General features: G+C 71.2%; 23 protein-coding genes. 7 read left to right on the top strand and 16 right to left on the bottom strand.

Going from position 1 to position 25820, the window contains the following annotated elements; translation table 11 throughout:
- The coding region (locus EF387_RS06040; protein ID WP_155589740.1) for a carboxylesterase family protein at nt 1-596 on the bottom strand (596 nt) is incomplete at its 3' end.
- Nucleotides 597-744: 148 nt separating this feature from the next.
- On the opposite strand from EF387_RS06040, the gene EF387_RS06035 reads away from it, so the two are divergent.
- Nucleotides 745-3873, top strand: a complete 3129-nt coding sequence (locus tag EF387_RS06035; protein ID WP_128375421.1) for an NACHT domain-containing protein — start codon at nt 745-747, stop codon at nt 3871-3873.
- A gap of 93 nt (nt 3874-3966) precedes the next feature.
- Here EF387_RS06035 and EF387_RS06030 read toward each other — a convergent pair whose 3' ends face one another.
- A complete protein-coding gene (locus tag EF387_RS06030; RefSeq protein WP_128375420.1) occupies nt 3967-6483 on the bottom strand; it encodes an ATP-dependent Clp protease ATP-binding subunit in 2517 nt (838 codons plus the stop codon).
- A 440-nt stretch (nt 6484-6923) separates the two neighbouring features.
- Here EF387_RS06030 and EF387_RS06020 point away from each other — a divergent pair, with 440 nt between their 5' ends.
- Nucleotides 6924-7667, top strand: a complete 744-nt coding sequence (locus tag EF387_RS06020) for an SCO3374 family protein (protein WP_128375419.1) — start codon at nt 6924-6926, stop codon at nt 7665-7667.
- Here the strand turns inward: EF387_RS06020 and EF387_RS06015 are convergent.
- From EF387_RS06015 to EF387_RS05970, 10 genes are all read right to left on the bottom strand, one after another.
- Complete coding sequence (locus EF387_RS06015; protein WP_128375418.1) at nt 7646-7984, bottom strand: histone-like nucleoid-structuring protein Lsr2; 339 nt, start codon at nt 7982-7984, stop codon at nt 7646-7648. The genes EF387_RS06020 and EF387_RS06015 overlap by 22 nt on opposite strands.
- Nucleotides 7985-8222: 238 nt before the next feature.
- Nucleotides 8223-8753, bottom strand: coding sequence for an amino-acid N-acetyltransferase (locus EF387_RS06010; protein WP_128375417.1), 531 nt, complete (start codon nt 8751-8753; stop codon nt 8223-8225).
- A 9-nt stretch (nt 8754-8762) separates the two neighbouring features.
- The gene (locus tag EF387_RS06005; RefSeq protein WP_202918154.1) at nt 8763-9188 is read right to left on the bottom strand and encodes a BlaI/MecI/CopY family transcriptional regulator; all 426 of its coding nucleotides are present in this window, start codon (nt 9186-9188) and stop codon (nt 8763-8765) included.
- 120 nt (nt 9189-9308) lie between these two features.
- A complete protein-coding gene (locus EF387_RS06000; RefSeq protein ID WP_128375416.1) occupies nt 9309-9491 on the bottom strand; it encodes a hypothetical protein in 183 nt (60 codons plus the stop codon).
- Between the two features lie 911 nt (nt 9492-10402).
- Nucleotides 10403-11029, bottom strand: a complete 627-nt coding sequence (locus EF387_RS05995) for a glutathione S-transferase family protein (RefSeq protein ID WP_128375415.1) — start codon at nt 11027-11029, stop codon at nt 10403-10405.
- A 332-nt stretch (nt 11030-11361) separates the two neighbouring features.
- Entirely contained in the window at nt 11362-12159 is a 798-nt protein-coding gene (locus EF387_RS05990) for a type III pantothenate kinase (RefSeq protein WP_128375414.1), read from the bottom strand.
- 16 nt (nt 12160-12175) lie between these two features.
- Entirely contained in the window at nt 12176-13162 is a 987-nt protein-coding gene (gene nadC / locus EF387_RS05985) for a carboxylating nicotinate-nucleotide diphosphorylase (RefSeq protein ID WP_128375413.1), read from the bottom strand.
- Nucleotides 13163-13167: 5 nt separating this feature from the next.
- Complete coding sequence (locus EF387_RS05980) at nt 13168-14916, bottom strand: L-aspartate oxidase (RefSeq protein WP_128375412.1); 1749 nt, start codon at nt 14914-14916, stop codon at nt 13168-13170.
- Nucleotides 14913-15935: a pantoate--beta-alanine ligase gene (panC, locus tag EF387_RS05975; protein ID WP_128375411.1), complete on the bottom strand. Its 1023-nt coding sequence runs from the start codon at nt 15933-15935 to the stop codon at nt 14913-14915. Before panC ends, EF387_RS05980 begins: the two co-directional genes overlap by 4 nt.
- Complete coding sequence (locus EF387_RS05970; RefSeq protein ID WP_128375410.1) at nt 15932-16864, bottom strand: Rossmann-like and DUF2520 domain-containing protein; 933 nt, start codon at nt 16862-16864, stop codon at nt 15932-15934. Before EF387_RS05970 ends, panC begins: the two co-directional genes overlap by 4 nt.
- Nucleotides 16865-17029: 165 nt before the next feature.
- Between EF387_RS05970 and EF387_RS05965 the strand changes: the two genes are divergently transcribed.
- Nucleotides 17030-18262 (top strand): threonine aldolase family protein, encoded by a 1233-nt coding sequence (locus EF387_RS05965; RefSeq protein WP_128375409.1) that lies wholly within the window; start codon nt 17030-17032, stop codon nt 18260-18262.
- Between the two features lie 9 nt (nt 18263-18271).
- Here the strand turns inward: EF387_RS05965 and EF387_RS05960 are convergent, their stop codons facing one another.
- The 3 genes from EF387_RS05960 to EF387_RS05950 all read right to left on the bottom strand — a co-directional run bounded on the left by EF387_RS05960 (nt 18272) and on the right by EF387_RS05950 (nt 20947).
- Entirely contained in the window at nt 18272-18904 is a 633-nt protein-coding gene (locus EF387_RS05960; RefSeq protein ID WP_128375408.1) for an AAA family ATPase, read from the bottom strand.
- Between the two features lie 58 nt (nt 18905-18962).
- Entirely contained in the window at nt 18963-19634 is a 672-nt protein-coding gene (locus tag EF387_RS05955) for a response regulator transcription factor (protein WP_128375407.1), read from the bottom strand.
- A 113-nt stretch (nt 19635-19747) separates the two neighbouring features.
- The gene (locus EF387_RS05950; RefSeq protein WP_128375406.1) at nt 19748-20947 is read right to left on the bottom strand and encodes a sensor histidine kinase; all 1200 of its coding nucleotides are present in this window, start codon (nt 20945-20947) and stop codon (nt 19748-19750) included.
- Nucleotides 20948-21065: 118 nt separating this feature from the next.
- On the opposite strand from EF387_RS05950, the gene EF387_RS05945 reads away from it, so the two are divergent.
- Complete coding sequence (locus EF387_RS05945) at nt 21066-22136, top strand: SAM-dependent methyltransferase (RefSeq protein WP_128375405.1); 1071 nt, start codon at nt 21066-21068, stop codon at nt 22134-22136.
- An 81-nt stretch (nt 22137-22217) separates the two neighbouring features.
- Here the strand turns inward: EF387_RS05945 and EF387_RS05940 are convergent, their stop codons facing one another.
- Nucleotides 22218-23369, bottom strand: a complete 1152-nt coding sequence (locus EF387_RS05940) for an NADH-quinone oxidoreductase subunit D (RefSeq protein ID WP_128375445.1) — start codon at nt 23367-23369, stop codon at nt 22218-22220.
- A gap of 274 nt (nt 23370-23643) precedes the next feature.
- Between EF387_RS05940 and EF387_RS05935 the strand changes: the two genes are divergently transcribed.
- The 3 genes from EF387_RS05935 (at nt 23644) to EF387_RS46590 (ending at nt 25786) form a co-directional block, all read left to right on the top strand.
- Nucleotides 23644-24120 (top strand): PH domain-containing protein, encoded by a 477-nt coding sequence (locus tag EF387_RS05935; RefSeq protein WP_128375404.1) that lies wholly within the window; start codon nt 23644-23646, stop codon nt 24118-24120.
- A 209-nt stretch (nt 24121-24329) separates the two neighbouring features.
- Nucleotides 24330-25610, top strand: a complete 1281-nt coding sequence (locus tag EF387_RS05930) for a PH domain-containing protein (RefSeq protein WP_238431358.1) — start codon at nt 24330-24332, stop codon at nt 25608-25610.
- Nucleotides 25611-25615: 5 nt separating this feature from the next.
- Nucleotides 25616-25786: a hypothetical protein gene (locus tag EF387_RS46590; RefSeq protein ID WP_155589739.1), complete on the top strand. Its 171-nt coding sequence runs from the start codon at nt 25616-25618 to the stop codon at nt 25784-25786.
- Nucleotides 25787-25820 lie beyond the last annotated feature (34 nt).

The raw sequence follows: 25820 nt of genomic DNA, 5'->3' as shown, positions 1-25820 counted from the left end.
GCGCGCTCCATCACGAGGAGCGCGGCGATGGAACCGGCGCCCGCCGACTCCCCGAAGACGGTGACCCGGTCCGGATCGCCGCCGAAGGCGCTGATGTTGTCCCGCACCCACTCGAGCGCGGCGACCTGGTCGAGCAGTCCCCGGTTCGCGGGCGCGCCCTCGATCTGTGCGAACCCCTCGACGCCGAGCCGGTAGTTGAACGTCACCACGACCACGTCGTGCTCACGCGCCAGGCGCCCGCCGTCGTAGTCGGGAACACCGGACGTACCGATCACATAGCCGCCACCGTGGATCCACACCATCACCGGCAGCCCCGAAGCTCCTTCCGGCGCCCATACGTTGAGCGTCAGCCAGTCGTCCCCGGAGTCCTGTGTCAGCCGGTCCATGCCGAACGCCCCCGCCTGCGGGGGCGGCGGCCCGTACGCCACCGCTTCGCGGACGCCGTCCCAACGCCGCACCGGCCGGGGCGCCGCGAAGCGCAGTTCGCCGACCGGCGGTTCGGCGAACGGAACCCCTCGGAAGACGGTCACCCCCGCCTCCTGTGTACCCCTCAACACCCCTGCCGATGTGCTGACTTGGGGATCGTCGACCGCCATGGACCGCTCCTTTCGAAATTCCTTCGAAGTCCGCGAAGTGTGCGAGAGGGACACCATCCCGTCCTGTGGCGAGCCCGGCCACCTATTTACCGACCAAGATCGGGAGGGCTACGCTGAGCAGCCGTCCACCATGCCTCGGGGGAGCGACATGGAACCCGCAGCCGTAGGCGTCCGGCTGGCGTCGAGCGCTGTAACACCACTGGTGAGGAAGCTCTTTGTGACGCAGGGCCCGGGTGCGGGCCTCGTGGACAGGCCGGTCCGGCTCAGCGGCTACGTCTCCTTCAAGGGCGAGAAGCGCACGCTGGAGGAGAAGGATCTGACCCGGCTCGCCGGGGAGTTGGTCGACCGGGCGCTGAAGGAGGCCGGCGAGCGTCCGCTGCCCGACGGGGAGGAGAGGGCCGTCGCGCACGCCCTCGCCCGCACCCTGTACGCCCTGGGCGACCTCGACATGAGCGATGTTCAGGCCGTGGAACTGGGCCACACGGGCCTCGCCCTCAACCTCCGCGCGCACAGCGGCAATCCGGAGAGCGACCTCTCCTTCGACGCCACTCTCTTCTACGAGCGGATCCTGGACACTGCCTGTCTGCACATCCTGCACTTCTTCACCCAGCGGTCGACCTTCGTCGCCGCCACGCTCGTCGAGCAGGCCCGCCGACAGGCCGAACTGATCGCCAAGGTCGACCAGTTGATCGCCCGCACGCCGATGACCGGCGGCACGGACCCGGCGTTCGAGCAGCGTTACCTCGCCCATGTCGCCACCAAGCACAGCCACCTCACCATCTACGGCATCGACCTGGTCAACTCCCCCGAACGCTGGCCGCTGGACGCCGCGTATCTGAGCCTGCAGGCGATGCACCCCACCGCGGACGACGAGACCACGGCACACATCGCCGCTCCCCTGGCCGCCCTGCCCGCCGAGCAGGCCCTCGCCGACCACGACCGGGTGCTGCTGCGCGGGGTCGCGGGCTCCGGCAAGACGACACTGGTGCAGTGGATCGCGGTGACCGCGGCCCGGGGCGAGCGCGGCGACCGCATCCCGTTCGTGCTGCCGCTGCGCACCCTCGTCCGCCGCCCGGACGGGCTGCCCGCCCCCGACGGCTTCCTGTCCGCCGTCCGGGTCCCCTTCCACGCCACCCAGCCGGACGGCTGGTCGGACCGGGTACTCGCGGCGGGCCGCGGGCTGCTCCTCGTGGACGGCGTCGACGAGATCCCCGAGCGCGAACGCGAACGCACCCGGCGCTGGCTGCGGGACCTGATGGAGGTCTATCCGGGCAACCGCTGGCTGGTCACCTCACGCCCCTCCGCCGTACGCGAGGACTGGCTCGCCGCCGACGGCTTCACGGAGCTGGTCCTCGCCCCCATGAGCCGCGACGACGTCTCCGCGTTCATCCGCCGCTGGCACACCGCGGCGCGCATCGGCGCGAGCGACACCGACACCGAACGCCTCGACGGCTATGAGCACTCCCTGCTGGACGCCGTCGCCACCAAACCGGACCTCGGCCGCCTCGCCACCAATCCCCTGATGTGCGGGCTGATCTGCGCCCTGCACCGCGACCGCCGCGGCTACCTCCCGCACGGCCGGCAGGAGCTGTACGACGCGGCGCTGTCGATGCTGTTGTCCCGCCGGGACGAGGAGCGGGACATGTTCCGCCCGCACGACGACGACATCCAGCTCACCGAACTCCCCCAGATCCAGCTCCTGCAGCGCCTCGCGTACTGGCTGATCCGCAACGGCCAGTCGGAGATGGACCGCGAGCGAGCGGAGCGCATCATCTGTGATGTCCTGCCCTCCCTCCCGGCGGCCGCGGCCCAGGGCGACGCATCCGCGATCCTGCGCCACCTCCTCGTCCGCAGTGGCCTCCTGCGCGAACCGAGCCTCGGCACCGTCGAGTTCGTCCACCGCACCTTCCAGGACTACCTGGGCGCGAAGGCGGCGGTGGAGGACGGCGACTTCGGGATGCTGGTGCGGGGTGCCGCCGACGCGCAGTGGTCGGACGTGATCCGGATGGCGGTGGCGCATGCCCGGCCGCGGGAGCGGGCGGACTTCCTGCGGGAGCTGATGGAGTCGGCGCAGCGGCTGCCGGTCCTGGCCCGAACCCGCGTCCTTCTGCTGGCCCTCGCCTGTCTCGAGCACGCCACGGAACTCGACCCCCGGGTACGCGCGCTGGTGGAGGAGAACGCCGGCGCCCTCATCCCTCCCGGCACCACGGAGGAGGCCCGCGCGCTGGCGTCGGCCGGCCCCCTCGTCCTGGAACTCCTGCCGGGCCCGGAGAACCTGACGGAGGCGGAGGCCCGGGCGGTGGTGGTCACCGCGTCCCTGATCGGCACGGAGGCGGCCGTCCCGGTGCTGGCCCGGTTCCGCTCCCATCCGGCGCTCTCGGTACGGGCACAGCTGACCTGGACGTGGCACCGGTTCGACACGGAGCGATATGCGCGGGAGGTCATCGCGCATCTGGACCAGGGGGATCTGTATTTCGCGGTGCATTCCGGGGAGCACCTCCGGGTGCTGCGCGAACTCGGTGGTCGTCCACGGCTCCAGATCGTGGGCGACATCGACCCCTCGGAGTTGCGCGACGGTCTCGTACCCGATCAGCTGAGAGAACTCGTGGTGTCGAACAACGACAAGTTGCGCGGCCTGGAATTTCTCGCGGCGCAGCACAAGCTCTCGCACCTCGACATCGCCGGTTGTCCGTATGTCACGGACCTGGGGCCGCTGACCGGGCTTTCCCTGAGGTGGCTGTCCGTGGAATCCATGCCCGGCCTGGAGATGACGGACCTCGCCGCCACGCTTTCGCGGATGCCCACGCTGCGCTCGCTGGAGATCGGCCGGCCACTGCTCGGCGACTGTCTGGACGAGGCTCTGCCCCGGGAGTTGCGGCTGGAGTATCTCCGGTTCACCAAAGAAGCCCTGACGAACACCGGATTGCGCGGTCTGCGCCACTTCGGCTCGGTGCGGATACTCAGCCTGGCGACCCTGACGCCCCACTCGTTGAGCCGCGACGACTATGAAGAGGTCACCCGGCTCCCGCGGCTGGAAGAGCTGCGCCTCAACTGGGCACGGGTCCCCTGGACACGGGGGCCCGCCCTTTCCCGGGTGACCAGGCTGCGGCTCAACAAGTTCACCGGCGACGAGGACCTCTCCTCGGTGCGGGAACTCTTTCCCCGACTGCGTACCGTCACTTTCTCGCTCGCTCCCGAGACACCGGAAGTACCGCGGCACATCCTCAATGTGTTCACGGACATCGCCACCGTCGCCAAAACCCACAGCGTCGTGTGAACCACAGCGTGGTGCGAAACCGGAAAAGGGGCCGCCCCGGGACCGAAGTCCCGAAGCAGCCCCTCTCCAGAGCTCTTCAGCTGACCCGCGGGGTCACGCCTCCTTGCTCAGGTTCGGCCCGCCACCGGCCGCCTGCTCGATCGGCGGGACGTCCGGCAGAGCGGACTTCTCCTCGCCGCGGAAGGTGAAGGTCTTGGTCTCGCCCTCGCCCTCCGTGTCGACGACCACGATGTGGCCCGGACGCAGCTCCCCGAAGAGGATCTTCTCGGACAGCGTGTCCTCGATCTCGCGCTGGATCGTACGGCGCAGCGGCCGCGCGCCCAGGACGGGGTCGTAGCCCTTCTTCGCCAGCAGCTCCTTCGCGGACTGGGCGAGCTCGATGCCCATGTCCCGGTCCTTGAGCCGCTCGTCGACCTTGCTGATCATCAGGTCGACGATCGCCAGGATGTCGTCCTGGGTCAGCTGCGGGAAGACCACGACGTCGTCCACACGGTTGAGGAACTCGGGCCGGAAGTGCTGCTTCAGCTCGTCCGACACCTTGTTCTTCATGCGCTCGTAGTTGGACTTCGTGTCGCCCGCGGCGGCGAAGCCGAGGTTGAAGCCCTTGGAGATGTCCCGGGTGCCGAGGTTGGTCGTCATGATGATGACCGTGTTCTTGAAGTCCACGACCCGGCCCTGGGAGTCGGTCAGGCGACCGTCCTCCAGGATCTGCAGCAGCGAGTTGAAGATGTCCGGGTGAGCCTTCTCGACCTCGTCGAACAGAACCACCGAGAACGGCTTGCGCCGCACCTTCTCCGTCAGCTGGCCGCCCTCTTCGTAGCCCACGTATCCGGGCGGGGAACCGAAGAGACGCGAGACCGTGTGCTTCTCGCTGAACTCCGACATGTCGAGGGAGATCAGCGCGTCCTCGTCGCCGAAGAGGAACTCCGCGAGCGCCTTGGACAGCTCGGTCTTACCGACACCGGACGGGCCCGCGAAGATGAACGAACCACCCGGACGCTTCGGGTCCTTCAGACCCGCACGCGTGCGGCGGATCGCCTTCGACAGCGCCTTGACGGCGTCCGTCTGGCCGATGACGCGCTTGTGGAGCTCGTCCTCCATGCGCAGCAGACGCGAGGACTCCTCCTCGGTCAGCTTGAAGACCGGGATGCCGGTGGCCGTGGCGAGGACCTCGGCGATCAGCTCGCCGTCGACCTCTGCGACGACGTCCATGTCGCCGGCCTTCCACTCCTTCTCCCGCTTGGCCTTGGCGGCCAGGAGCTGCTTCTCCTTGTCGCGGAGGGAGGCGGCCTTCTCGAAGTCCTGCGAGTCGATCGCGGACTCCTTGTCGCGGCGGACGCCCGCGATCTTCTCGTCGAACTCTCGGAGGTCCGGCGGCGCGGTCATCCGGCGGATGCGCATCCGGGAGCCGGCCTCGTCGATCAGGTCGATCGCCTTGTCCGGCAGGAAACGGTCGGAGATGTACCGGTCGGCCAGGGTTGCGGCCTGGACCAGGGCCTCGTCCGTGATGGAGACACGGTGGTGGGCCTCGTAGCGGTCACGCAGGCCCTTGAGGATCTCGATCGTGTGCGGCAGGGACGGCTCGGCGACCTGGATGGGCTGGAAGCGGCGCTCGAGGGCCGCGTCCTTCTCCAGGTGCTTGCGGTACTCGTCCAGCGTGGTCGCGCCGATGGTCTGCAGCTCACCACGGGCCAGCATCGGCTTCAGGATCGAGGCCGCGTCGATGGCGCCCTCGGCGGCACCCGCACCGACCAGCGTGTGCAGCTCGTCGATGAACAGGATGATGTCGCCGCGGGTGCGGATCTCCTTGAGCACCTTCTTCAGGCGCTCCTCGAAGTCACCGCGGTAGCGGGAGCCGGCGACCAGCGCACCCAGGTCGAGGGTGTAGAGGTGCTTGTCCTTGAGGGTCTCGGGCACCTCGCCCTTGACGATGGCCTGCGCCAGGCCCTCGACGACCGCCGTCTTGCCGACGCCGGGCTCGCCGATGAGCACCGGGTTGTTCTTGGTACGGCGGGACAGCACCTGCATGACCCGCTCGATCTCCTTCTCGCGCCCGATGACCGGGTCGAGCTTGGACTCGCGAGCGGCCTGGGTGAGGTTCCGGCCGAACTGGTCGAGGACCAGGGACGTGGAGGGCGTGCCCTCGGCAGGACCACCGGCGGTGGCGGTCTCCTTGCCCTGGTAGCCCGACAGCAGCTGGATGACCTGCTGACGGACACGGTTGAGATCTGCGCCCAGCTTGACCAGGACCTGGGCGGCGACGCCCTCGCGGATCAGGCCGAGCAGGATGTGCTCCGTGCCGATGTAGTTGTGGCCCAGCTGAAGGGCCTCGCGGAGCGACAGCTCCAGGACCTTCTTGGCACGGGGGGTGAAGGGGATGTGGCCCGAGGGCGCCTGCTGGCCCTGGCCGATGATCTCCTCCACCTGCTGGCGGACCGCCTCGAGCGAAATCCCGAGGCTCTCCAGGGCCTTAGCGGCGACACCCTCACCCTCGTGGATCAGGCCCAGGAGGATGTGCTCGGTGCCGATGTAGTTGTGGTTGAGCATCCGGGCTTCTTCCTGAGCCAGGACGACAACCCGCCGCGCGCGGTCGGTGAACCTCTCGAACATCGTTAATCGCTCCTCAGAGCGGTCAGGCAGTAAGGGGACGCTCCCCTCCCTGTCCTTCCGCAGCTTAGTCCCGCAAGCGGGGACCGCTCATTCCAACTGCCGACACCGGACCGAGAACCAGCACTGCCTCCTGACCCCGAACGCCGACATCTGCTCCAACCCGATGGTGCGAGACGATGTTCCCGCAGGCCAGACAGATACCCCAGTCGCCAGTACGCCCATGGCGAACGTGAGACGGCCTGTCCTGCGTGTCGCCCCCTCCCACTAGGGATGTCTTACCCGCACGCACTGACACTCCATGCGGCGCGCCCCGGTTCCCTCCGCTATGGGCGAACACTCTTGCGCCCGCCAACCCCTTCGCGCGCTCCCATTTCGGACACTGTGCGTACCGGAAAGGGCACTCAGCGTAACTTCGGCTTCTTTCCGGTGGTTGCCTTGGCATGGCCCTCACGGTGGTCCCCTCTCCGGTCCCCTCTCCCCGCCGGCCGCTCGGTGGGAGCGATCGGGTGCGGCAGGGGTACGAGCAGATGCGGCAGTGGTACGAGAACGAACTGGGCTGGCCCACGGTGCCCGGCCTCCCCCTACGACTTCGTACGGGTCTCAGCTTCGACGTGCTCGACGTACCGGCCGAGGCCGGGCGCGCGGCCCTGCGGCATCTGACACCCGGCTCCCCGGTGGCACTGCGGGCGGACCGGATGCTCCTGCTGGTGGCGGCCGGCAGCGCGGAGGACCTGCCGGGGCTGCTCGACTGGCTGGAGTGGGGGTCGCTGGGGCCGGACATCAGGGCCGTCGGCACGGACGGGCACATCGCGGCTCCGCCGCCCCGGGGGCTGCCGGGAACCCCGGGGGCCGGGAGATCTCCGGGAGCGCTGGGAAACGCAGGTCGGGGAACCTCAGGAGACCCGAGAACCTCGGGAACCCCCGGGAGCCCGGGGAGCCCGGGAACCCGGGCAACGACGCCGGGAACGCAGAAACCCGGCTCGCAGGGGGCCGCCGTCTGGTTGCGGCCCCCGGAGCCGGGGTGCGAGGTGGAACGGGTGCTGCCGACACTGTCGGCACTGGGGAGCGACGGAGGTGCCGCCGCGGGCCCCAGCCTCGTACGACTCGTGGACACGGTGGCGACGCAGTGCCACCGGATCCGGCTGCGAGGTGCGGGTGATGATCAGCCGTTGGCCTGCTCGTAGGCCTCGCGGATCTGCGCCGGAACACGACCGCGGTCATTGACTTCGTAGCCGTTCTCCTTGGCCCAGGCGCGGATCTGTGCGGTGTCCTGGCTGCCGCCCCCGGCCGCGGCGCGAGCCTTTCCGCGTCCGCCCGAGGCACGGCCTCCGGTTCGACGACCGCCCTTCACATACGGCTCGAGAAGGCCGCGGAGCTTGTCCGCGTTGGCGGTGGTGAGATCGATCTCGTACGTCTTGCCGTCCAGCGCGAACGTGACGGTCTCGTCCGCCTCGCCGCCGTCGAGGTCGTCGACAAGAAGGACCTGAACCTTCTGTGCCACCGGATTTCCTTTCATCGATAACTGGGGGGCCGGGGGTCTTGCGGCCCGCGCCGCTGTTTCCGTCCCCTGTTATATGCAGTACTGCAGTACGTCGGAAAGCAAACCGCTTTTCCCGGGAAAACACAAACCCTTGAGAGAGACCGAACCCCCGGCACAGACCGGAAACATGCGCGTTTCGGACATAGGGAACGCGGGCAAGGCGCCCGGAGCTACATCTCGGGCTAATACGCGCCGACGATCACAGATGCAGAAGCATCCGGCTGTTGCCCAAGGTGTTCGGTTTCACTCGTTCGAGACCGAGGAACTCCGCGACGCCCTCGTCATAGGAACGCAAGAGCTCGGCACGGACATCGGCGTCGACCGGTGTCTCGCCGATCTCCACGAAGCCGTGCTTGGCGAAGAACTCGACTTCGAAGGTCAGGCAGAAAACCCGGCGAACACCCAGCCAGCGGGCGGTCTGCAACAACTTCTCCAGGAGTTGATGGCCCACGCCGGAACCCTTGAGGGCGGGGTTCACCGCGAGAGTGCGGACTTCCGCCAGGTCTTCCCACATGACGTGCAGGGCGCCGCAGCCCACCACGGCGGCGTTGTCATCGCGTTCGGCGACCCAGAACTCCTGGATGTCCTCGTAAAGCGTCACGGTGGCTTTGTCGAGGAGGATGCGCTTGGCTGCGAAGTCGTCCAGGAGGCGGCGCACCTCGGGGACATCGCTGGTCCGGGCCCGCCGTACGGTGAAGGCTTTTGCGGTTTGGGGGCGCTCTGCTGGCATGGCCGGACGCTATCGCCCGGCCGGGCCCCGGGCGTCCTCGGGGGTGTTCTGAGTGGCTTGGCCGGGAGTGTTCTCGGGCCCTTGCGCGATGCGAACGGCGTCGCGCAGCGCTTCGCGCTGTTCCTCCGACATCATCCCGAAGAACGCGACGAGTGCGGCGGCCGGGTTGTCGCTCTGCGACCACGCGTCGTTCATGAGTGCGGCGGCGTAGGCGGCGCGCGTCGAGACCGCCTCATATCGATAGGCGCGGCCTTCGGCCTCGCGGCGGACCCAGCCCTTCTGATGGAGATTGTCCAAAACGGTCATCACCGTGGTGTAGGCGATCGACCGTTCCTGCTGTAGGTCTTCCAGGACTTCTCGGACGGTCACCGGGCGGTTCCACTTCCACACCCGCGTCATGACCGCGTCTTCGAGTTCTCCCAATGGGCGAGGCACACCAGCAGAATAGGCGGAGATGTCACACGAGACGCAACGAACGTGGCATCAAGTTACTTATCGCAGCAAAAAGGACGCACGGCCCGTGGTTCGCATACGGACCGTGCGCCGCGGTGGCACTCAGTCGCCGACTGGGCCCCGCTCGCCTTCCCGCGCGGCGTCGGCCTGCGCGAACGCGGCGTCCACGGCCGCGTCCTCCTTGGCCTTGTTGGCGCCGCCCTGGCTCTTGACGATCGTCACGATGAGCCCGACGAAGAAGACGGCCATCACTACCGGGGGCGTGAGCGCGGAGACGTATTCCATACCGCAAGGGTAGCCACGACTCGGCGACGCCCCGGGAGCGGGTGAGCGTTGCGGGCGCCTGGCCGGGGGCGGGGAAGGGCGAGATTTCCTGGGCTGACCGAGCCTCCCCGGACCTCCCCGGCCTCCCCTGCCTCCGGGGAGGGGCAGGGTGGGCCGCGCTGCCGGGCTCGGGCAGGAGATCGGCCCGCCCGTGCCGCGCTTGCCCGGCGCGGCGTCAGCAGGGGCGGGTGCTGCGGGCTGCGGGCTGCGGGCTTACCGGTGGGGGTCTCGCGCAGGCCCCGCGGGGCCGGGCGTCTCGGAGACCAGACCGCTTACGACGCTGCACGGCGGCCGTACGGGTGAACGGAAAGCCGTTGCGAGTCGGTGTCGGCGCTCGGCTGGTCGGCTGTCGGCCGGCGCTCGGGCCGGATGGTGCTCTGCTGCCCGGCGCCCGGTCGGCGCGGCATCGCAGCGAGGCCTGGGACGGCGCCGGCTCGGTCCATGCCCGTGCGGGCCGGAAGTGCTCGCGGAGCCCGGGCAAGAGGTGGCGGAAGCCGCCGCCCGAGCCGATACACCCGGCCCGCCGACTGGGGTCGACGGGCCACCCGCGAACCGGCCGCCCGCCGGGCGAGCGGACGGTGTCCGGACCAGCGGGGCGTCGGCGCCGGTTCCGCGGCCACCGAAGCATCCCGCCGACGGAGCGTCGGCGCACGGTTCCGCGGCTACCGGCCCCCGCCCGCTACACGGCCGCCAGGCGCTGCCGGAGCCACCCCGCCCAGCCCGGCCCACCGACCGACCGCCCCGAACCGGCCGCCCACCAAACCACCGAACGGTCTGCCGACCAGCGGGGCGTCGGCGGCGGTTCCGCGGCCACCGAAGCATCCCGCCGACGGAGCGTCGGCGCACGGTTCCGCGGCTACCGGCCCCGCCCGCTACACGGCCGCCAGGCGCTGCTTCGGTGGTGGGGACGGTTTGCGGCGGGGCGGGAAGACCTCGCCCGGGGTGGGGATGGGGCGGCGGGGCTTGGCCGGGGGTGCCGGCTTGGGTTCGGGGGCCGGGGCCGGTTTCTTCGCCGGCTTCTTCTTCGGCTCCCCTTCGGAGTCGGACGCGGTACGCGCGTGGGACGGGTCGTCGGCGCCGAGGCCGCCCGGGAGGGCGTGCAGTCGCAGGCGCGCCGTGGGGACGGTGGCGGAGTGGGGGTCGCAGCGGGTCAGCAGGGCCGCCGCGGCCGGGTTGCCCCGCAGCGCCCCGAGGGCGGCGAGGTCGTCCGTGGTGGGGGTGTAGCCGACCGCCAGGGCCTCCTTGAGGCGGGCCAGATAGCCGCTGACGGCCCCGGGGAGGGCTGCCCGGTAACGGGCGAGGTCGGCGAGCTGGAAGGCCCGCAGGCGGGCGGCCTCGCGGAGCGCCTCGTCGACGGACTCGGCGAGGCCCAGGCAGGCCTGGACGTCCTCGGCCGGGGCGGGACCGGGGTGGAGGGCGAGGGCGAGGGCGCGACGGAGAACGCTTAGCTCCTCCGCACCGAACGCCATGCCGCCGCGGGATCCGTAAGGCGTGGGCATGAGGTGACGATACGCGCTAATCGGACAAAACCGCTCGTTTGCGCGTACGCGTCGTGAACCGGCCACCCGGGCGGTCCCCCGCGTGCCTGCGGGGCCGGGCTCCGGTCGCACCCACGGCTCGTCAGGCGGGGCTCCGGTCGCGCCCCCGTTCGTCAGGCGGGGCTCCGGTCGCGCCCCCGCTCGCCAGGCCGGGCTCCGGTCGCACCCACGGCTCGTCAGGCGGGGCTCCTCGCGCCCCACCGGCTCGTCAGCGCTTCCTCAGCGCTTCCTCGTCAGCGCTTCCCGACTCCACGCCGACCGCTCTTCGCCCACGCTCTCCCCACCACCACCAGCTACATCCGCGACACGTTCCGCTCGTACACCAACCGCAGCCCGATCAGCGTCAGCCACGGCTCGTGCTCGTCGATCACCGAGGACTCGCCGAGGACCATCGGAGCGAGGCCCCCCGTGGCGATGACGGTGACGTCGTCCGGGTCGTCCGCCAGTTCCCGGACCATGCGGCTGACCACCCCGTCGACCTGGCCGGCGAAGCCGAAGACGATGCCCGCCTGCATGGCCTCCACGGTGTTCTTGCCGATCACCGCCCGCGGCCGGGCCAGCTCGATCTTGCGGAGCTGGGCGCCGCGGACGCCGAGGGCCTCCACCGAGATCTCGATGCCGGGTGCGATGACACCGCCCGTGTACTCACCGCGCGCCGACACAGCGTCGAACGTCGTCGCCGTACCGAAGTCGACGACGATCGCCGGTCCGCCGTAGAGCTCCACGGCGGCGACCGCGTTGATGATGCGGTCCGCGCCGACCTCCTTGGGGTTGTCCATCAGGATCGGCACGCCGGTCTTGATACCGGGCTCGACGAGGACGGCGGGGACGTCGCCGTAGTAGCGGCGGGTCACCTCGCGCAGTTCGTGCAGCACCGACGGGACCGTCGAGCAGATCGCGATCCCGTCGATGCCGTCACCGAGCTCCTCGCCGAGCAGCGGGTGCATGCCCATCAGGCCATGGAGGAGCACCGCGAGCTCGTCGGCCGTGCGGCGCGCGTCCGTGGAGATGCGCCAGTGCTCGACGATCTCGTCGCCGTCGAACAGGCCGAGGACGGTATGGGTGTTGCCTACGTCGATGGTCAGCAGCATGGCCTGTCCTACGCCCCTACTCCGCCGCTCGCAGGTCCAGGCCGATGTCCAGTATCGGCGAGGAGTGTGTCAGTGCGCCCACGGCGAGGAAGTCGACGCCGGTGGCCGCGTACGCCGCCGCGTTTCCGAGCGTCAGCCGTCCCGAGGCCTCCAGGAGGGCGCGGCCGTCCACGAGGGCCACCGCCTCCTCGCACTCCGCCGGGGTGAAGTTGTCCAGCAGGATCAGGTCCGCGCCCGCGTCGACCACTTCGCGCAGCTGGTGCAGCGTGTCGACCTCGACCTCGATGGGCACGTCCGGGAACTCCTCCCGCACGGCCTTGAAGGCGGCCGCAACGCCCCCGGCGGCGACCACGTGGTTGTCCTTGACCAGCGCCGCGTCCGAGAGCGACATGCGGTGGTTGACGCCGCCCCCGCAGCGGACCGCGAACTTCTCCAGGGAGCGCAGCCCGGGCGTCGTCTTCCGGGTGTCCCTGACCTTCGCCGCGGTGCCTTCCAGGGTGTCCGCCCATGCGCGCGTGGCCGTCGCGATGCCCGACAGCCTGCACAGCAGGTTCAGCGCGCTGCGCTCGGCCGTGAGCAGGTCACGGGTGCGGGTGGTGACGGTGAGCAGCTTCTGTCCGGCCGTCACCCGGTCGCCGTCGTCCACGTGCCGCTCGACCTCGAACTCGTCCGTGCAGACGACGGAGATCACGGCTTCCGCGATCCGCAGCCCGGCGACCACGCCCTCCTCGCGGGCGGTGAAGTCGGCGGTGGCGACCGCCTCCTGAGGAATCGTGGCGACGGTCGTCACGTCAACGCCGTCCGCCAGGTCCTCCTGGATCGCCACGTTCGCGATGTCCTCGACCTCCACGGGGTCGAGACCGGCGTCGGCGAGGAGCTGGGCGAGGGCGGGGTCGAGGCCGCATTCCAGGTACTCGGGGACCTCGTAGTCGCCCTCGGCGGCGCAGCCGCAGCCGTCGCCGCAGCCGCCGCTCGGCACGAGGGGAAGGTCGGGGGTGCTCACTGCTGTCACTGCTCCTGAAGGGGATGCCGGGTCGGGGGGAAGTCTGGCGTGTCAGTGGTGTGTACGGCGAGCGTCCGGTCGGGATTCAGCCGCACGACGATGTGCCGTCGCCAGTTCGCGTCGTCCCGTTCACCATGGTCCTCCCGCCAGTGGCAGCCCCGGGTCTCGGCCCGTCGCTCGGCCGCGGCGACCAGGACCCGGGCCACGCACAGCAGGTTCGTGGTCTCCCAGGTGTCGACGCCGGGCTCGGCGGTCTTGCCGTTCTCGTCGAGGGCGTCCAGGGCCTGCCGGTGCAGCCGCTCCAGCCGGTCCGCGGCCGTGGCCAGGGACTCGGCCGAGCGCAGCACTCCGGCGCCCTCGGTCATGATCCGCTGGATGGCGAACCGCGCCTCCGGAGGCAGCAGCGGGTGCTCGGGCTTCGCCGAGTACGCGTACGCGACGGGAGCGGGCACGCGCGCGTGGAGGCTGTCCTCGGCCTGGCGGCGGGCGATGCCGGCGGCGATCCGCTCGGCGTAGACGAGGCCTTCGAGGAGTGAGTTGGAGGCGAGCCGGTTGGCGCCGTGCACGCCCGTGCAGGCGACCTCCCCGCACGCGTACAGGCCCGGCACGGTCGTCCGGCCCTGGGAGTCGGTCCGCACGCCACCGGAGGCGTAGTGGGCGGCCGGGGCGACCGGGATCGGATCGGTGACCGGGTCGATGCCGTGGGTGCGGCAGGCGGCGAGGATGGTGGGGAAGCGGTGCTCCCACATGTCGGCGCCGAAGTGCCGGGCGTCCAGGTACATGTGCTCGGCGCCGGTCTCCTGCATCCGGCGCATGATCCCCTTGGCGACGATGTCGCGGGGCGCCAGTTCGCCCATCTCGTGCTGTCCCACCATGAAGCGCACGCCGTCCGCGTCGACCAGGTGGGCGCCCTCGCCGCGGACCGCCTCGGAGACCAGCGGCTGCTGGCCCTCGGCTTCGGGTCCGAGGAAGAGCACGGTGGGGTGGAACTGCACGAACTCGAGGTCGGAGACCTCGGCGCCGGCACGCAGTGCGAGCGCCACGCCGTCGCCCGTCGACACGGACGGGTTGGTGGTGGCGGAGAACACCTGACCCATGCCGCCGGTGGCGAGGACGACGGCGGGCGCGTGCACGGCACCCACGCCGTCGTGCTGGCCCTCGCCCATGACGTGCAGGGTGACGCCGGCGGTGCGGCCCTCGGCGTCGGTGAGGAGGTCCAGGACGAGCGCGTTCTCGACCGTGCGCAGGCCACGCGCGCGTACCGCCTCGACGAGCGCCCGGGAGATCTCGGCGCCCGTCGCGTCACCGCCCGCGTGCGCGATCCGGCGGCGGTGGTGGCCGCCCTCACGGGTGAGCTCCAGGCCGCCCTCGGAGGACTCGTCGAAGTGGGCGCCGGTGTCGATGAGGCGGCGTACGGCGTCGGGGCCCTCGGTGACGAGGATCCGGACCGCCTCCTCGTCGCACAGGCCCGCGCCCGCGACGAGGGTGTCGTCCAGGTGCTGTTCGGGGGTGTCGCCCTCACCGAGGGCCGCCGCGATGCCGCCCTGCGCCCAGCGCGTGGAGCCGTCGTCCAGGCGGGCCTTGGTGACGACGACCGTCTTCAGGCCCGCGGCGTCGCAGCGCAGGGCGGCGGTGAGGCCGGCGACGCCGGAGCCGACGACCACCACGTCGGCGGCGATGGCCCAGCCGGGGGCCTGGGCGTGCAGGCGTATGCCGGTGCCCGTTCCTCCAGGGGAGGTTCCTGTGCCTGTCACGAGGCGGCTCCGAAGGTGAGGGGGAGGTTGTCGATCAGCCGGGTGCTGCCGACGCGGGCGGCGACCGCGAGGACGGCGTCGCCGGCGAAGTCGTCGCCGATCTCGGTGAAGTCGGCGGGGTCGACGAGGGCCAGGTAGTCGAGTTCCAGCGGCGGCTTGAGCCGTGCCGCCTCGTCCAGGACGAGCCGGGCGGCGGCCCGGACGGCCGCCGGGCCGCCGGGGACGGCCTTGCCGACGTTGGCGACGGCGTGCGCGTCCGCCGCGGCGCGGGACTCGCCGATGGCGCTGAGTGCCTCGGCACGCGCGCGCGTGGCGGGAACCTCGCGGGCTCGCGCGCGCAGCGCCTCCTGCGCGGCGTGCCGGTCGCGGCCGGCGAACAGGGCCTGGGACAGTGCGAGCGCCGTGCGCCGCTCCGTCTTGGAGAGGTAGCGGTTGCGGCTGGAGAGGGCGAGGCCGTCCTCCTCGCGCACGGTGGGCACGCCGACGATCTCCACGCCGAAGTTCAGGTCGCGCACCATGCGGCGGATCAGGGCGAGCTGCTGAGCGTCCTTCTGCCCGAAGAAGGCCAGGTCGGGCCGGGTGAGGTGGAGGAGTTTGGCGACGACGGTGAGCATGCCGTCGAAGTGCCCGGGCCGCACCGCGCCCTCCAGGCGCTCCCCCATGGGGCCCGCGCTGATGCGGACGTCGGGCTCGCCGCCGGGGTAGACCTCGTCCACGGAGGGCGCGAACACCACGTCGGCGCCCGCCTGTTCGGCGGTCTTGAGGTCGGCCTCCAGTGTGCGCGGATAGCGGTCGAGGTCCTCCCCGGCGCCGAACTGGAGGGGATTGACGAAGACCGTGACGATCACGAAGCCCTTCGGGCCGACGTGCGCACGGGCCGCCCGGATCAGGGTGGCGTGGCCCTCGTGCAGGGCGCCCATCGTCATCACCACGGCGGTGCGTCCCGGCACCGCGAAGTGCTCCCGTACGTACGTCAGGTCGTCCACCGTGGGCGCGAGTTCGAAGGTGTGGCGGCTCATCCGTCCCTCCCGTTGTCGGCCAGGCCCGCGCCGTCGGCGAGTACCCCCAGCAGGTCCTCGGCCAGCTCCGGCTTGAGCAGGCCGCTCGCGAGTGCCCGGTCGGCGGTCGCGCGGGCCATCGCCAGATAGCCGGGGACGGTCCCCGGGGCGTGCCGGCGCAGTTCGGCGACGTGCGCGGCGACCGTGCCCGCGTCTCCGCGCGCGACGGGTCCCGTGAGCGCGGCGTCGCCGGACCTGAGGGCGTTGTCCAGGGCGGCGCCGAGCAGCGGGCCGAGCATCCGGTCGGGTGCCTCGACGCCGGCGCCGCGCAGCAGCTCCATGGACTCGGCGACCAGCGTCACCAGATGGTTGGCGCCCAGCGCGAGGGCGGCGTGGTAGAGGGGCCGCTTCTCCTCGGCGACCCACTCCGGTTCGCCGCCCATCTCGATCACCAGCGCCTCTGCGGCCAGCCGCAGTTCCTCGGGCGCGGTGACGCCGAAGGAACACCCGGCGAGCCGCTGGACATCCACCTGGGTGCCGGTGAACGTCATCGCCGGGTGCAGCGCGAGCGGCAGTGCGCCGACGCGCAGCGCGGGGTCGAGGACCTTCGCGCCGTACCGCCCCGAGGTGTGCACCAGCAGTTGCCCGGGCCGTACGGCTCCGGTCTCGGCGAGGCCCTCGACCAGGCCCGGCAGGGCGTCGTCCGGGACGGTCAGCAGCACCAGTTCGGCACGCTCCAGGACCTGGGAGGGCGTCACGACCGGCACGTCCGGCAACAGCTGGGCGGCGCGCCGCCGGGAGGCGTCGGAGACCCCGGAGACGGCCACCGGGCGGTGCCCCGCCAGCTGGAGCGAGGCGGCGAGGGCGGGCCCGACACGGCCGGCGCCGACGACACCCACGGTCAGCCGCGCGGGACGGTCCTTGGGGTCTGGTTGTTGGGATGTAGTCACTCGACGGCGGCCTTCCGTTCCAGTCCGCTCGGGGTACCGGACGATTTCTCGTCATGTTAACGCGATTGGTTCCGGCAACGGTCCTCTGTCCACAGGGCGAGGAGTTATCCACAGGGTGTGTGGAAATCGCATGTCCGTCCGAGACGCGCAGGGCATGATCCAGGGATGACCAGCGCGGAAGAGAACGCCGAAGACAGGGCCGCAGTGGCGGAGGAGAACGAGGAGAGGCCGGCACGGGCCGCGGAGAACGCCGGTGGCGGGGCGACCGACCCGGAAGAGACCAACCGCACACGGCGCAGGGCGGCCCTGCGGGCGGCCGAGCGGGTCCTGTGGCGGCCCGGGATCGACGCCACCCTCGGGGAGCGGCTCGCGGCACTGGCCGACGGGGCCTGGACGGTGGCCGACCCGGGCCGGGCGACGGACCACTACGGCGACGGACTGGTCACCGACCTGGAGACCCGGGTGGCCGGGCTGCTCGGCAAGGAGGCGGCCGCCTTCTTCCCGACCGGCACCATGGCGCAGCAGGCCGCCCTGCGTTCCTGGGCGGGACGCACCGGCAACGCCACGGTGGCCCTCCATCCGCTCGCCCACCCGGAAGTGCACGAACGGGACGCCTTCAGCACGGTCAGCGGACTGCGCGTGGTCCACCCCACGCAGGAGCCGCGGCTGCCGGACGCGGACGAGGTACGGGACCTGGACGAGCCCTTCGGGACGCTGATGCTGGAACTCCCCCTCAGGGACGCCGGTTACGTGCTGCCCTCCTGGGAGGAGTTGTCCGCCGCCGTCGCCGCCGCACGGGAGCGGGACGCGGTGGTGCACTTCGACGGGGCCCGACTGTGGGAGTGCGGCACGCACTTCGGCCGGCCCCTGGACGAGATAGCGGCGCTCGCCGACAGCGTCTACGTGTCGTTCTACAAGTCGCTCGGCGGGATCGGCGGCGCCGCGCTGGCCGGCCCGCGGTCACTGATCGAGGAGGCGAGGGCCTGGCGGCACCGCTACGGCGGCACGGTCTTCCAGCAGTTCCCGACCGTGCTGTCCGCGTTGCTCGGCCTGCGGCGGGAGCTGCCGCGGCTGCCGGAGTACGTGCGCCACGCGCGCGTGGTCGCAGCGGCGCTGGGCGAGGGATTCGCCGCGTCGGGTGTGCCCTGGCACCGGGTCCACCCGGAGCCGCCGCACACACACGAGTTCCGGGTCTGGCTGCCGTACGACCCGTCGGTGCTGACCGAGGCGGCCGTACTGCAGGCCGAGGAGACCGGAACGGCGCTCTTCCGCCGCTGGTTCCCGGCGACGGTGCCCGGCCTGGCGGTCACGGAGGTCACGGTCGCCGCGCCGGGCCTGGAGTGGACGCCGCAGGACGTTCGGGACGCGGTCGGGGAGTTCGTACGGCGTCTGCCGTGACGGGTGGCCTCAGTCGGTCCGGATGTGGCGCAGGCTCACCTTGATCTGCCGCACGCGTGTCCGCAGGGCGCCGTCGGTGTTCGGGGCGAGCCTCAGTCCGGCCAGCACGGCGATCCGGTCCGCGGTCTTCGGCACCGTGGACTCGTCCGTCCACAGGTGCTCGGCAAATTCCGGTTGCCGCAGGCGTTCCAGGCAGTGGTCCAGCTGCTCCACGGCCCAGCTCTCCCGGCGCAACGGGGCGTCCTTGCCGACGACGTGCTGCAGCAGGTGCCCGAAGCCGCGTTCCCGCAGTCGCTTCAGCACCGTCTCACGGCGGGCCAGCAGCGAGAAGTGGTGGACGTCGTGGCCCTTGTCGCGCAGCCTGCCGACGGTCTCGTCGAAGTAGCCGAAGTCGGTGACCGTCATCGGCACGATCACCACACCGTCGTGCTTGGTGAGGGCCAGGTCCAGGACCTCGACCACGCCCTGCCGCCAGGCGGCCAGGTCCTGGAAGTTCCCGCGCAGCCCGGGCGGCAGCATGCGGCGCAGACCGAAGCCGGCGTGTTCCGGGTCGCAGATGACGCTGCCCGGCAGCCGGCGCTGGATCTCGTGTGCGGTCTGCGTCTTCCCACCCCCGAAAGGGCCGTTGATCCACAGGAGCATGCGCGCACCCTAGTGGGCGCCGGTCACGCCCCGGTCACGCTTCGTGGTCGGCGGGGACTCAGCCCTGCCCGCCCGCCCGCACCAGACCGGTCTCGTAGGCGAGGACCACCACCTGCACCCGGTCCCGCAGCCCCAGTTTGGTGAGGATGCGGCCCACATGCGTCTTCACGGTCGCCTCGGAGAGGACCAGACGGGCCGCGATCTCGCCGTTCGACAGTCCCTGCGCGACCAGCACCATGACCTCGCGCTCGCGGTCGGTGAGCCGCTGGAGCTCCTTGTGCTGGGGTTCCTGGGAGGCGCTGGGCAGCATCGGCGCGAACCGGTCCAGCAGCCGCCGGGTGGTGGAGGGCGCGACCACCGCGTCACCGCTGTGCACGGAGCGGATGGCGGCGAGGAGTTCGCCCGGTGGCACGTCCTTCAGCATGAAGCCGGAGGCGCCCGCCTTGAGACCGGAGAAGGCGTATTCGTCGAGGTCGAAGGTGGTGAGGATGAGCACCTTCGGCGGGTTGGGGTCCGAGCAGATGCGGCGGGTGGCCTCCACGCCGTCCAGCTTCGGCATACGGACGTCCATCAGCACCACGTCGACCTCGGTGGCGCGCAACTGCTGGAGGGCTTCGACACCGTCGCCCGCCTCGGCGACGACCTCCATGTCCGGCTGGGCGGCGAGCACCATCCGGAAGCCGGTGCGCAGCAGCACCTGGTCGTCGACGAGCATCACGCGGATCGCCATCGGGGGTCCCTCTCTCGGTCCGTACGGGTCAGTGGGCTCGGAGCCTCAGTGGCTTCGGCTCAGTGACTGAGGCGAAATGACTGAGGCTCAGTGAACCAGGGAACTCGACCGGTTCAATGGGCGGGTTTGAGCGGCAGCAGGGCACTGATGCGAAAGCCGCCGCCGGGACGCGGACCGGCGTCGAGGGTCCCGCCGACCATGCCGACGCGTTCCCGCATGCCGATCAGACCGTGCCCCTGGCCGTCGGCGCCGCCGTCCTCGTACAGCTCGTGCGGCGCGCCCTTGCCGTCGTCCTCGACGAGCAGCCCGAGCCCGTCGTCGAAGTACACCAGGCGGACGCTCGCCCCCACGTTGGCCCCCCCGTGCTTGCGGGTGTTGGTGAGCGCCTCCTGGACGATGCGGTACGCCGTCAGCTCGACGCCGCTGGGCAGCGGGCGCGGGGTCCCCTCGACCTTGTAGTCGACCGGGAGGCCGGAGGTGCGCACCTGCTCGATGAGCTCCTCCAGCTGTTCGACGTCCGGCTGCGGCACATACTCGCCGCCCTCCTGGTGCTCGCCGGTGCGCAGCACGCCCAGCAGCCGGCGCATCTCGGCGAGGGCCTGGCGACCGGTGGTGGAGATGGTCTCCAGCGCCTTCTTCGCCTGGTCGGGAGCGGCGTCCAGGACGTACGCGGCGCCGTCGGCCTGCACCACCATCACGGAGACGTTGTGGGCGACGACGTCGTGCAGCTCGCGGGCGATGCGGGCGCGCTCGGCGGCGACGGCGACCTTGGCCTGCGCCTCGCGCTCCTTCTCCAGGCGGGCCGCGCGCTCCTCCAGCTGGGCGAAGTAGGCCCGGCGGGTGCGCAGGGAGTCACCCAGCACCCAGGCGAAGGCGAACGGCACCGTCTGGAAGACCGCGATGGCGAGGTGGGCCCAGACCCCGTCGTTCTGCTGGGGCCAGCGCAGCTGGGCCAGGGTGCCCGCGCAGAGCCCGGCGACCAGGCCGAGCCGGGAGGCCCAGCGGGCGCCGGTCGCCGCCACCGTGTAGAGGATCACCAGCATGGCGAAGTCCGCCAGGATCACCGGCACGTCCGCGATGAGCTGGGCCAGCCCGATCGCGAGCGTGAGCAGCAGCATCATCTCCGGCATCCGCCGGCGCAGCGCGACCACCAGGCTCAGCAGGAGGGCGACCACGACGGCGAGGTCCGGCATGGCCTGTACCTCGTCTCGCCGGGTGGTCACCTCGACCGCGGAGATCCCGAGCAGAACGACGGCCCAGAAGGAGTCGACCCATGTCGGGTGCCTGCGGAGGAAGTCATAGAGGCGCTGCACGTAACCCAGAGTAGGTACGCGCAGTGTGTGCCCGGGTCAACCGGAGGGCCGATCCATGGTCAGGGCGCATACTCCGCAAGGTGGAGACCGCGGTGATCCCGATGCCTAGCCTGACCCCATGACGGACGGAACCGCGGACATGACGACGGACGAGTGGCGCACCTGGCGGCGGGCGACCGAGGAGGCCCTCTACGGGCCGGACGGGTTCTACCGCCGCCCGGAGGGCCCTGCGGCCCACTTCAGGACCTCAGTACACGTGTCACCGCTGTTCGCGGGGGCGGTGGCCCGGCTGCTGCTCCGGGTCGACAAGGCGCTGGACCACCCCCCGGAGCTCACCTTCGTGGACATGGGCGCGGGCCGCGGTGAACTGGTGTCGGGCGTCCTCTCGGCACTCCCGGAGGAGGTCGTGTCCCGCACGCGCGCGTACGGCGTCGACATCGCCGGGCGGCCCCCGTCCCTGGACGACCGGATCGAGTGGAACGTCACACCACCCCAGGACGTCGAGGGGCTGTTTTTCGCCAACGAGTGGCTGGACAACGTGCCCCTGGACGTCGTGGAGGCGGACGCCGACGGTGTGGCGCGCGTCGTCCTCGTACACGCCGACGGCACCGAACGCCTCGGGCACCCGGTCTCCGGAGCGGACGCCGAGTGGCTGGAGCGCTGGTGGCCGCCGGCACCCGTTCCGGGCGCACGCGCCGAGATCGGCATCCCCAGGGACACGGCATGGGCGTCGGCGGTACGGGGCCTTCGGCGCGGTCTCGCGGTCGCCGTCGACTACGCGCACTTCCGGGAGACCCGGCCGCCCTTCGGGACGCTGACCGGTTTCCGTGAGGGCAGGGAGACCGTGCCCGTGCCGGACGGCTCCTGTGACATCACCGCCCACGTCGCCCTGGACGCCTGCGCGCTTCCCGGGGCCCGGCTGCTCACCCAGCGGGCGGCACTGCGGGCCCTGGGCGTGACCGGGGAGCGGCCGCCGCTCGCCCTGGCGACCACGGATCCGGCGGGGTACGTACGGGAGTTGTCCACCGCGGGCGCGGCCGCCGAACTCACCGCGCTCGGCGGCCTGGGCGACTTCGGCTGGCTGCTCCAGCCGGTCGGCATCGGGCCCCTGCTCGCGGATCCGCCGGTCACCGATCCGCGGCTCACCGATCCGCCGGTCACCGATCCGCCGGTCACCGATGCACCGTGAACGGGTCCCCCGCTCGTCGATCCACTACTTGTCGATCAGCTACTCGCGGTCCGCTACTTGCGATCCGCTACTTGCGATCCGCTACTTGTCGATGTCCCCGACCACGAAGAACAGTGACCCCAGGATCGCCACCATGTCCGCCACCAGCGTGCCCGGCAGCAGTTCGGTGAGCGCCTGGATGTTGTTGTAGGAGGCCGAGCGCAGCTTGAGCCTGTACGGGGTCTTCTCGCCCTTGCTGACGAGGTAGTAGCCGTTGATGCCGAGCGGGTTCTCAGTCCACGCGTACGTGTGGCCCTCGGGGGCCTTGAGCACCTTCGGCAGCCGCTGGTTGATCGGCCCGGGGGGCAGTTCGGCGAACCGGTCGAGGCAGGCGTCCGCGAGGTCCAGCGCGTTGTGCGTCTGCTCCAGGAGGCACTCGAAGCGGGCGAGACAGTCGCCTTCCTCCCGTGTCACGACCTTCAGGACGTCCTGGAGCTCCCCGTACGCCAGATACGGCTCGTCGCGCCGCAGGTCGAAGTCGACGCCCGAGGCGCGCGCGATGGGGCCGCTCACGCCGTAGGCGTGCACCGTCTCGGGCGCGAGCACGCCCACGTCCCGGGTTCGCCCGCGGAAGATCTCGTTGCCGAGCACGAGATCGTCGAAGACGTCCATGCGCGACCGTACGGCGGCGACGGCGTGCCGCGCGCGGGAGGTCCATCCGGCGGGCAGGTCCTCCTTGAGGCCGCCCACGCGGTTGAACATGTAGTGCATGCGCCCGCCGGAGATCTCCTCCATGACGTTCTGCAGTTCCTCGCGCTCCCGGAAGGCGTAGAAGACCGGGGTGATGCCGCCGAGCTCCAGCGGGTACGAGCCGAGGAACATCAGGTGGTTCAGGACCCGGTTCAGCTCGGCGAGCAGGGTACGGGTCCAGACGGCGCGCTCGGGGACCTCCATGCCGAGCATCCGCTCCACGGCGAGGACGACGCCGAGTTCGTTGGAGAAGGCCGACAGCCAGTCGTGCCGGTTGGCGAGCATGATGATCTGGCGGTAGTCGCGCGCCTCGAAGAGTTTCTCCGCGCCCCGGTGCATATAGCCGATCACCGGCTCCGCGTGCTGGATCCGCTCGCCGTCCAGCACCAGCCTCAGCCGCAGCACCCCGTGCGTGGACGGGTGCTGCGGGCCGATGTTGAGCACCATGTCGGTGCTTTCCGCGGCCCCACCGATACCGACCGTGGTCTGTGTCGTGGGCGTCATGGGCGTCATGGACACAGTCTCCCCTACGTAGGCTTGCGGCATGGAGACGGGGAGCGCGAACGCCGGGGGCGGCGCTGAGAGCGGGGGGAGCCCGGAGGACTCGGGCGCTCCAGGGGACGTGGCGAGCCCGGGAAGTCGGGGAGGATCGGGCGGCGCGGGGGGCTCGGGCGACACGGGGAACGGAGCGGGCTCGGGGAACGGAGCCGGCTCAGGTGGCGCGGGGAACGGGGCCGGCTCGGGGAGTCCGGCCGGTGACGTCGGCACGCAGGACCCGATGGGTGCGCAGACGGAGCCGCGCTGGGTAGGGCTTCCGGTGAGGGTGTTGCGGATGCGGCGGCTGTTGCTACTGGTGTGGTTGGTGCCGCTGACCATCGGCACCGCACTGCTCCCGGGCCTGCTCGCCGGCCCCGCCTGGGCGGCCTTCGCCCTGCTCCCGCTGGCCCTGCTGACATGGGGCTGGCCGATGCTGGGGCACAACTGGCGCTCCTGGCGGTACGCCGAGCGCGCGGACGACCTGCTGATCAGCCGGGGTGTGCTGTGGCGCGAGGAGACCGTGGTGCCCTACGGCAGGCTGCAACTGGTCGAGGTGACCTCGGGGCCCGTGGAACGGCACTTCAACCTGGCGAGCGTGCAACTCCACACGGCCGCAGCGGCGACCGACGCACGGATCCCGGGCCTGGCGCCCGAGGAGGCCGAGCGCTTGCGCGACCGGCTCACCGAACTGGGCGAAGCACGATCGGCGGGCCTGTGAGCACCTCACCGGGCGACGGTGAGGCCGTGCCCGCGCTGGAGCCGAAGGAACTGAAGGCGCCTGCTGCGGCTCCGAAGCAGACGCAGCAGCCGCAGCAGCCGCTGGCGCCGCAGAATCCGAAGGAGCAGGAGGATCCCAAGGAGCAGAAGAGTCCGAAGGAGCATGAGGAGCAGGAGGATCCGCAGGAGCAGAAGCGGTCGAAGGAACCCATCGAGCGGCGACTGCATCCCGTCACCCCGCTGCGACGGGCGTGGGCGCCCATAGCCGTGGTCATCGGCTGGGCCCTGCACGACCCCGACCGGACCCAGCGTCAGCTGACCCGGCTCACGATGACCACGCTGTTGGTCGGGCTCGCCGTCCTGGTGCCGGCGGCTGCCCTGTACGGCTTTCTGACCTGGTGGTTCACCCACTTCGCGGTGACCGACAGCGAACTGCGGATCCGGACCGGGCTGGTCTTCCGGCGCACCGCGCACATCCGTCTCGAACGCATCCAGGCGATCGACATCACCCAGCCGCTGCTGGCCCGGATCGTCGGCGTCGCCAAGCTCAAACTCGACGTCATCGGCACGGACGCCAAGGACGAACTGGCGTTCCTGGGCGAGACGGAGGCGCGGACGCTGCGGGCGGAACTCCTCGCCCGCGCCGCCGGCTTCGCCCCGGAGACGGCGCACGAGGTGGGCGAGGCACCGGTACGCCAACTGCTGCACGTGCCGCCGAAGATGCTGGCGCTGTCGCTGGTGCTGACCGCCGGCACCTGGGGCATGCTGGTCGCCGCGCTGACCGTGCCGGCGCTGCTGTGGCTCGCCACGCACAGCGTGTGGTCGGTCCTGGCGACGGCGCTTCCGCTGCTGGGTGCCGCGGGCGCGAACACCGTGGGACGGTACGTCGGCGAGTACGACTGGACGGTCGGCGAGTCCCCGGACGGACTCCGGGTCGACCACGGGCTGCTCGACCGGGCCCACGAGACGGTGCCGCCCGGACGGATCCAGACCGTGCGGATCGTCGAACCGCTGCTGTGGCGGCGACGCGGCTGGGTCCGGGTCGAACTGGACGTGGCCGGGTCGTCCAACTCCCTGCTGGTGCCGGTCGCTCCGCGCGAGGTGGCCCAGGCGGTGATCGAGCAGGTGCTGCCCGGGGTGACGGTCCCGGCCGCACTGTCCCGGCCACCGCGCCGCGCGGGCTGGTGCATGCCCTTCTGGTGGCGCGGCTACGGCATCGCCGTCACGGACACGGTCTTCGCCGCCCGGCACGGACTGCTCAGTCCTCATCTGGCCCTCGTACCGCACGCGAAGGTGCAGAGCGTGCGCTACGAACAGGGCCCGTGGATGCGCCGCAAGCGGCTGGCGCACGTGCACGTGGACACCGGGGCGAACAAGACGGTGACGGCCCGGCTCCGGGACGCCGGTCAGGCCGCGGAACTGTGGCGGTCCCAGGCCGACCGGTCACGGACGGGGCGCCGGGTGGCGCTGCCGGACCGCTGGATGGCATAGGTCAGTTGGACGGCATGGGCGGGCTGTGCGGCATGCTCGGGCTGCACAGCATGCGCCGGATGGTCGGCATGAGCCGGGTGGTCGGCATGAGCCGGATGGTCGGCATGAGCCGGATGGTCGGCATGAGCCGGATGGTCGGCATGAGCCGGATGGATCGCACCGGGCAGGCGGGCTGAGAAGGCGTGGATCGGCGGCGCACGCGTTCTCACC

Origin of the sequence: Streptomyces cavernae (assembly GCF_004023625.1) — a bacterium.
Lineage (GTDB): Bacteria > Actinomycetota > Actinomycetes > Streptomycetales > Streptomycetaceae > Streptomyces > Streptomyces cavernae.
The sequence above is the reverse complement of the archived record's forward strand: the minus strand, read 5'-3'. Positions and strand labels throughout refer to the sequence as shown.

Bases quoted from the DNA above. Each gene is read 5' to 3' on its own strand.
- EF387_RS05945 (WP_128375405.1), top strand. From the start codon at position 21,066: ATGACGGACGGAACCGCGGACATGACGACGGACGAGTGGCGCACCTGG.
- EF387_RS05995 (WP_128375415.1), bottom strand. From the start codon at position 11,029: ATGCCCACGCCTTACGGATCCCGCGGCGGCATGGCGTTCGGTGCGGAG.
- EF387_RS05940 (WP_128375445.1), bottom strand. From the start codon at position 23,369: ATGACGCCCACGACACAGACCACGGTCGGTATCGGTGGGGCCGCGGAA.
- EF387_RS05955 (WP_128375407.1), bottom strand. From the start codon at position 19,634: ATGGCGATCCGCGTGATGCTCGTCGACGACCAGGTGCTGCTGCGCACC.
- EF387_RS05935 (WP_128375404.1), top strand. From the start codon at position 23,644: ATGGGTGCGCAGACGGAGCCGCGCTGGGTAGGGCTTCCGGTGAGGGTG.
- EF387_RS06000 (WP_128375416.1), bottom strand. From the start codon at position 9,491: ATGGAATACGTCTCCGCGCTCACGCCCCCGGTAGTGATGGCCGTCTTC.
- EF387_RS06030 (WP_128375420.1), bottom strand. From the start codon at position 6,483: ATGTTCGAGAGGTTCACCGACCGCGCGCGGCGGGTTGTCGTCCTGGCT.
- EF387_RS05990 (WP_128375414.1), bottom strand. From the start codon at position 12,159: ATGCTGCTGACCATCGACGTAGGCAACACCCATACCGTCCTCGGCCTG.
- EF387_RS05960 (WP_128375408.1), bottom strand. From the start codon at position 18,904: ATGCTCCTGTGGATCAACGGCCCTTTCGGGGGTGGGAAGACGCAGACC.
- EF387_RS06010 (WP_128375417.1), bottom strand. From the start codon at position 8,753: ATGCCAGCAGAGCGCCCCCAAACCGCAAAAGCCTTCACCGTACGGCGG.
- EF387_RS05965 (WP_128375409.1), top strand. From the start codon at position 17,030: ATGACCAGCGCGGAAGAGAACGCCGAAGACAGGGCCGCAGTGGCGGAG.
- panC (WP_128375411.1), bottom strand. From the start codon at position 15,935: ATGAGCCGCCACACCTTCGAACTCGCGCCCACGGTGGACGACCTGACG.
- EF387_RS06020 (WP_128375419.1), top strand. From the start codon at position 6,924: ATGGCCCTCACGGTGGTCCCCTCTCCGGTCCCCTCTCCCCGCCGGCCG.
- EF387_RS06035 (WP_128375421.1), top strand. From the start codon at position 745: ATGGAACCCGCAGCCGTAGGCGTCCGGCTGGCGTCGAGCGCTGTAACA.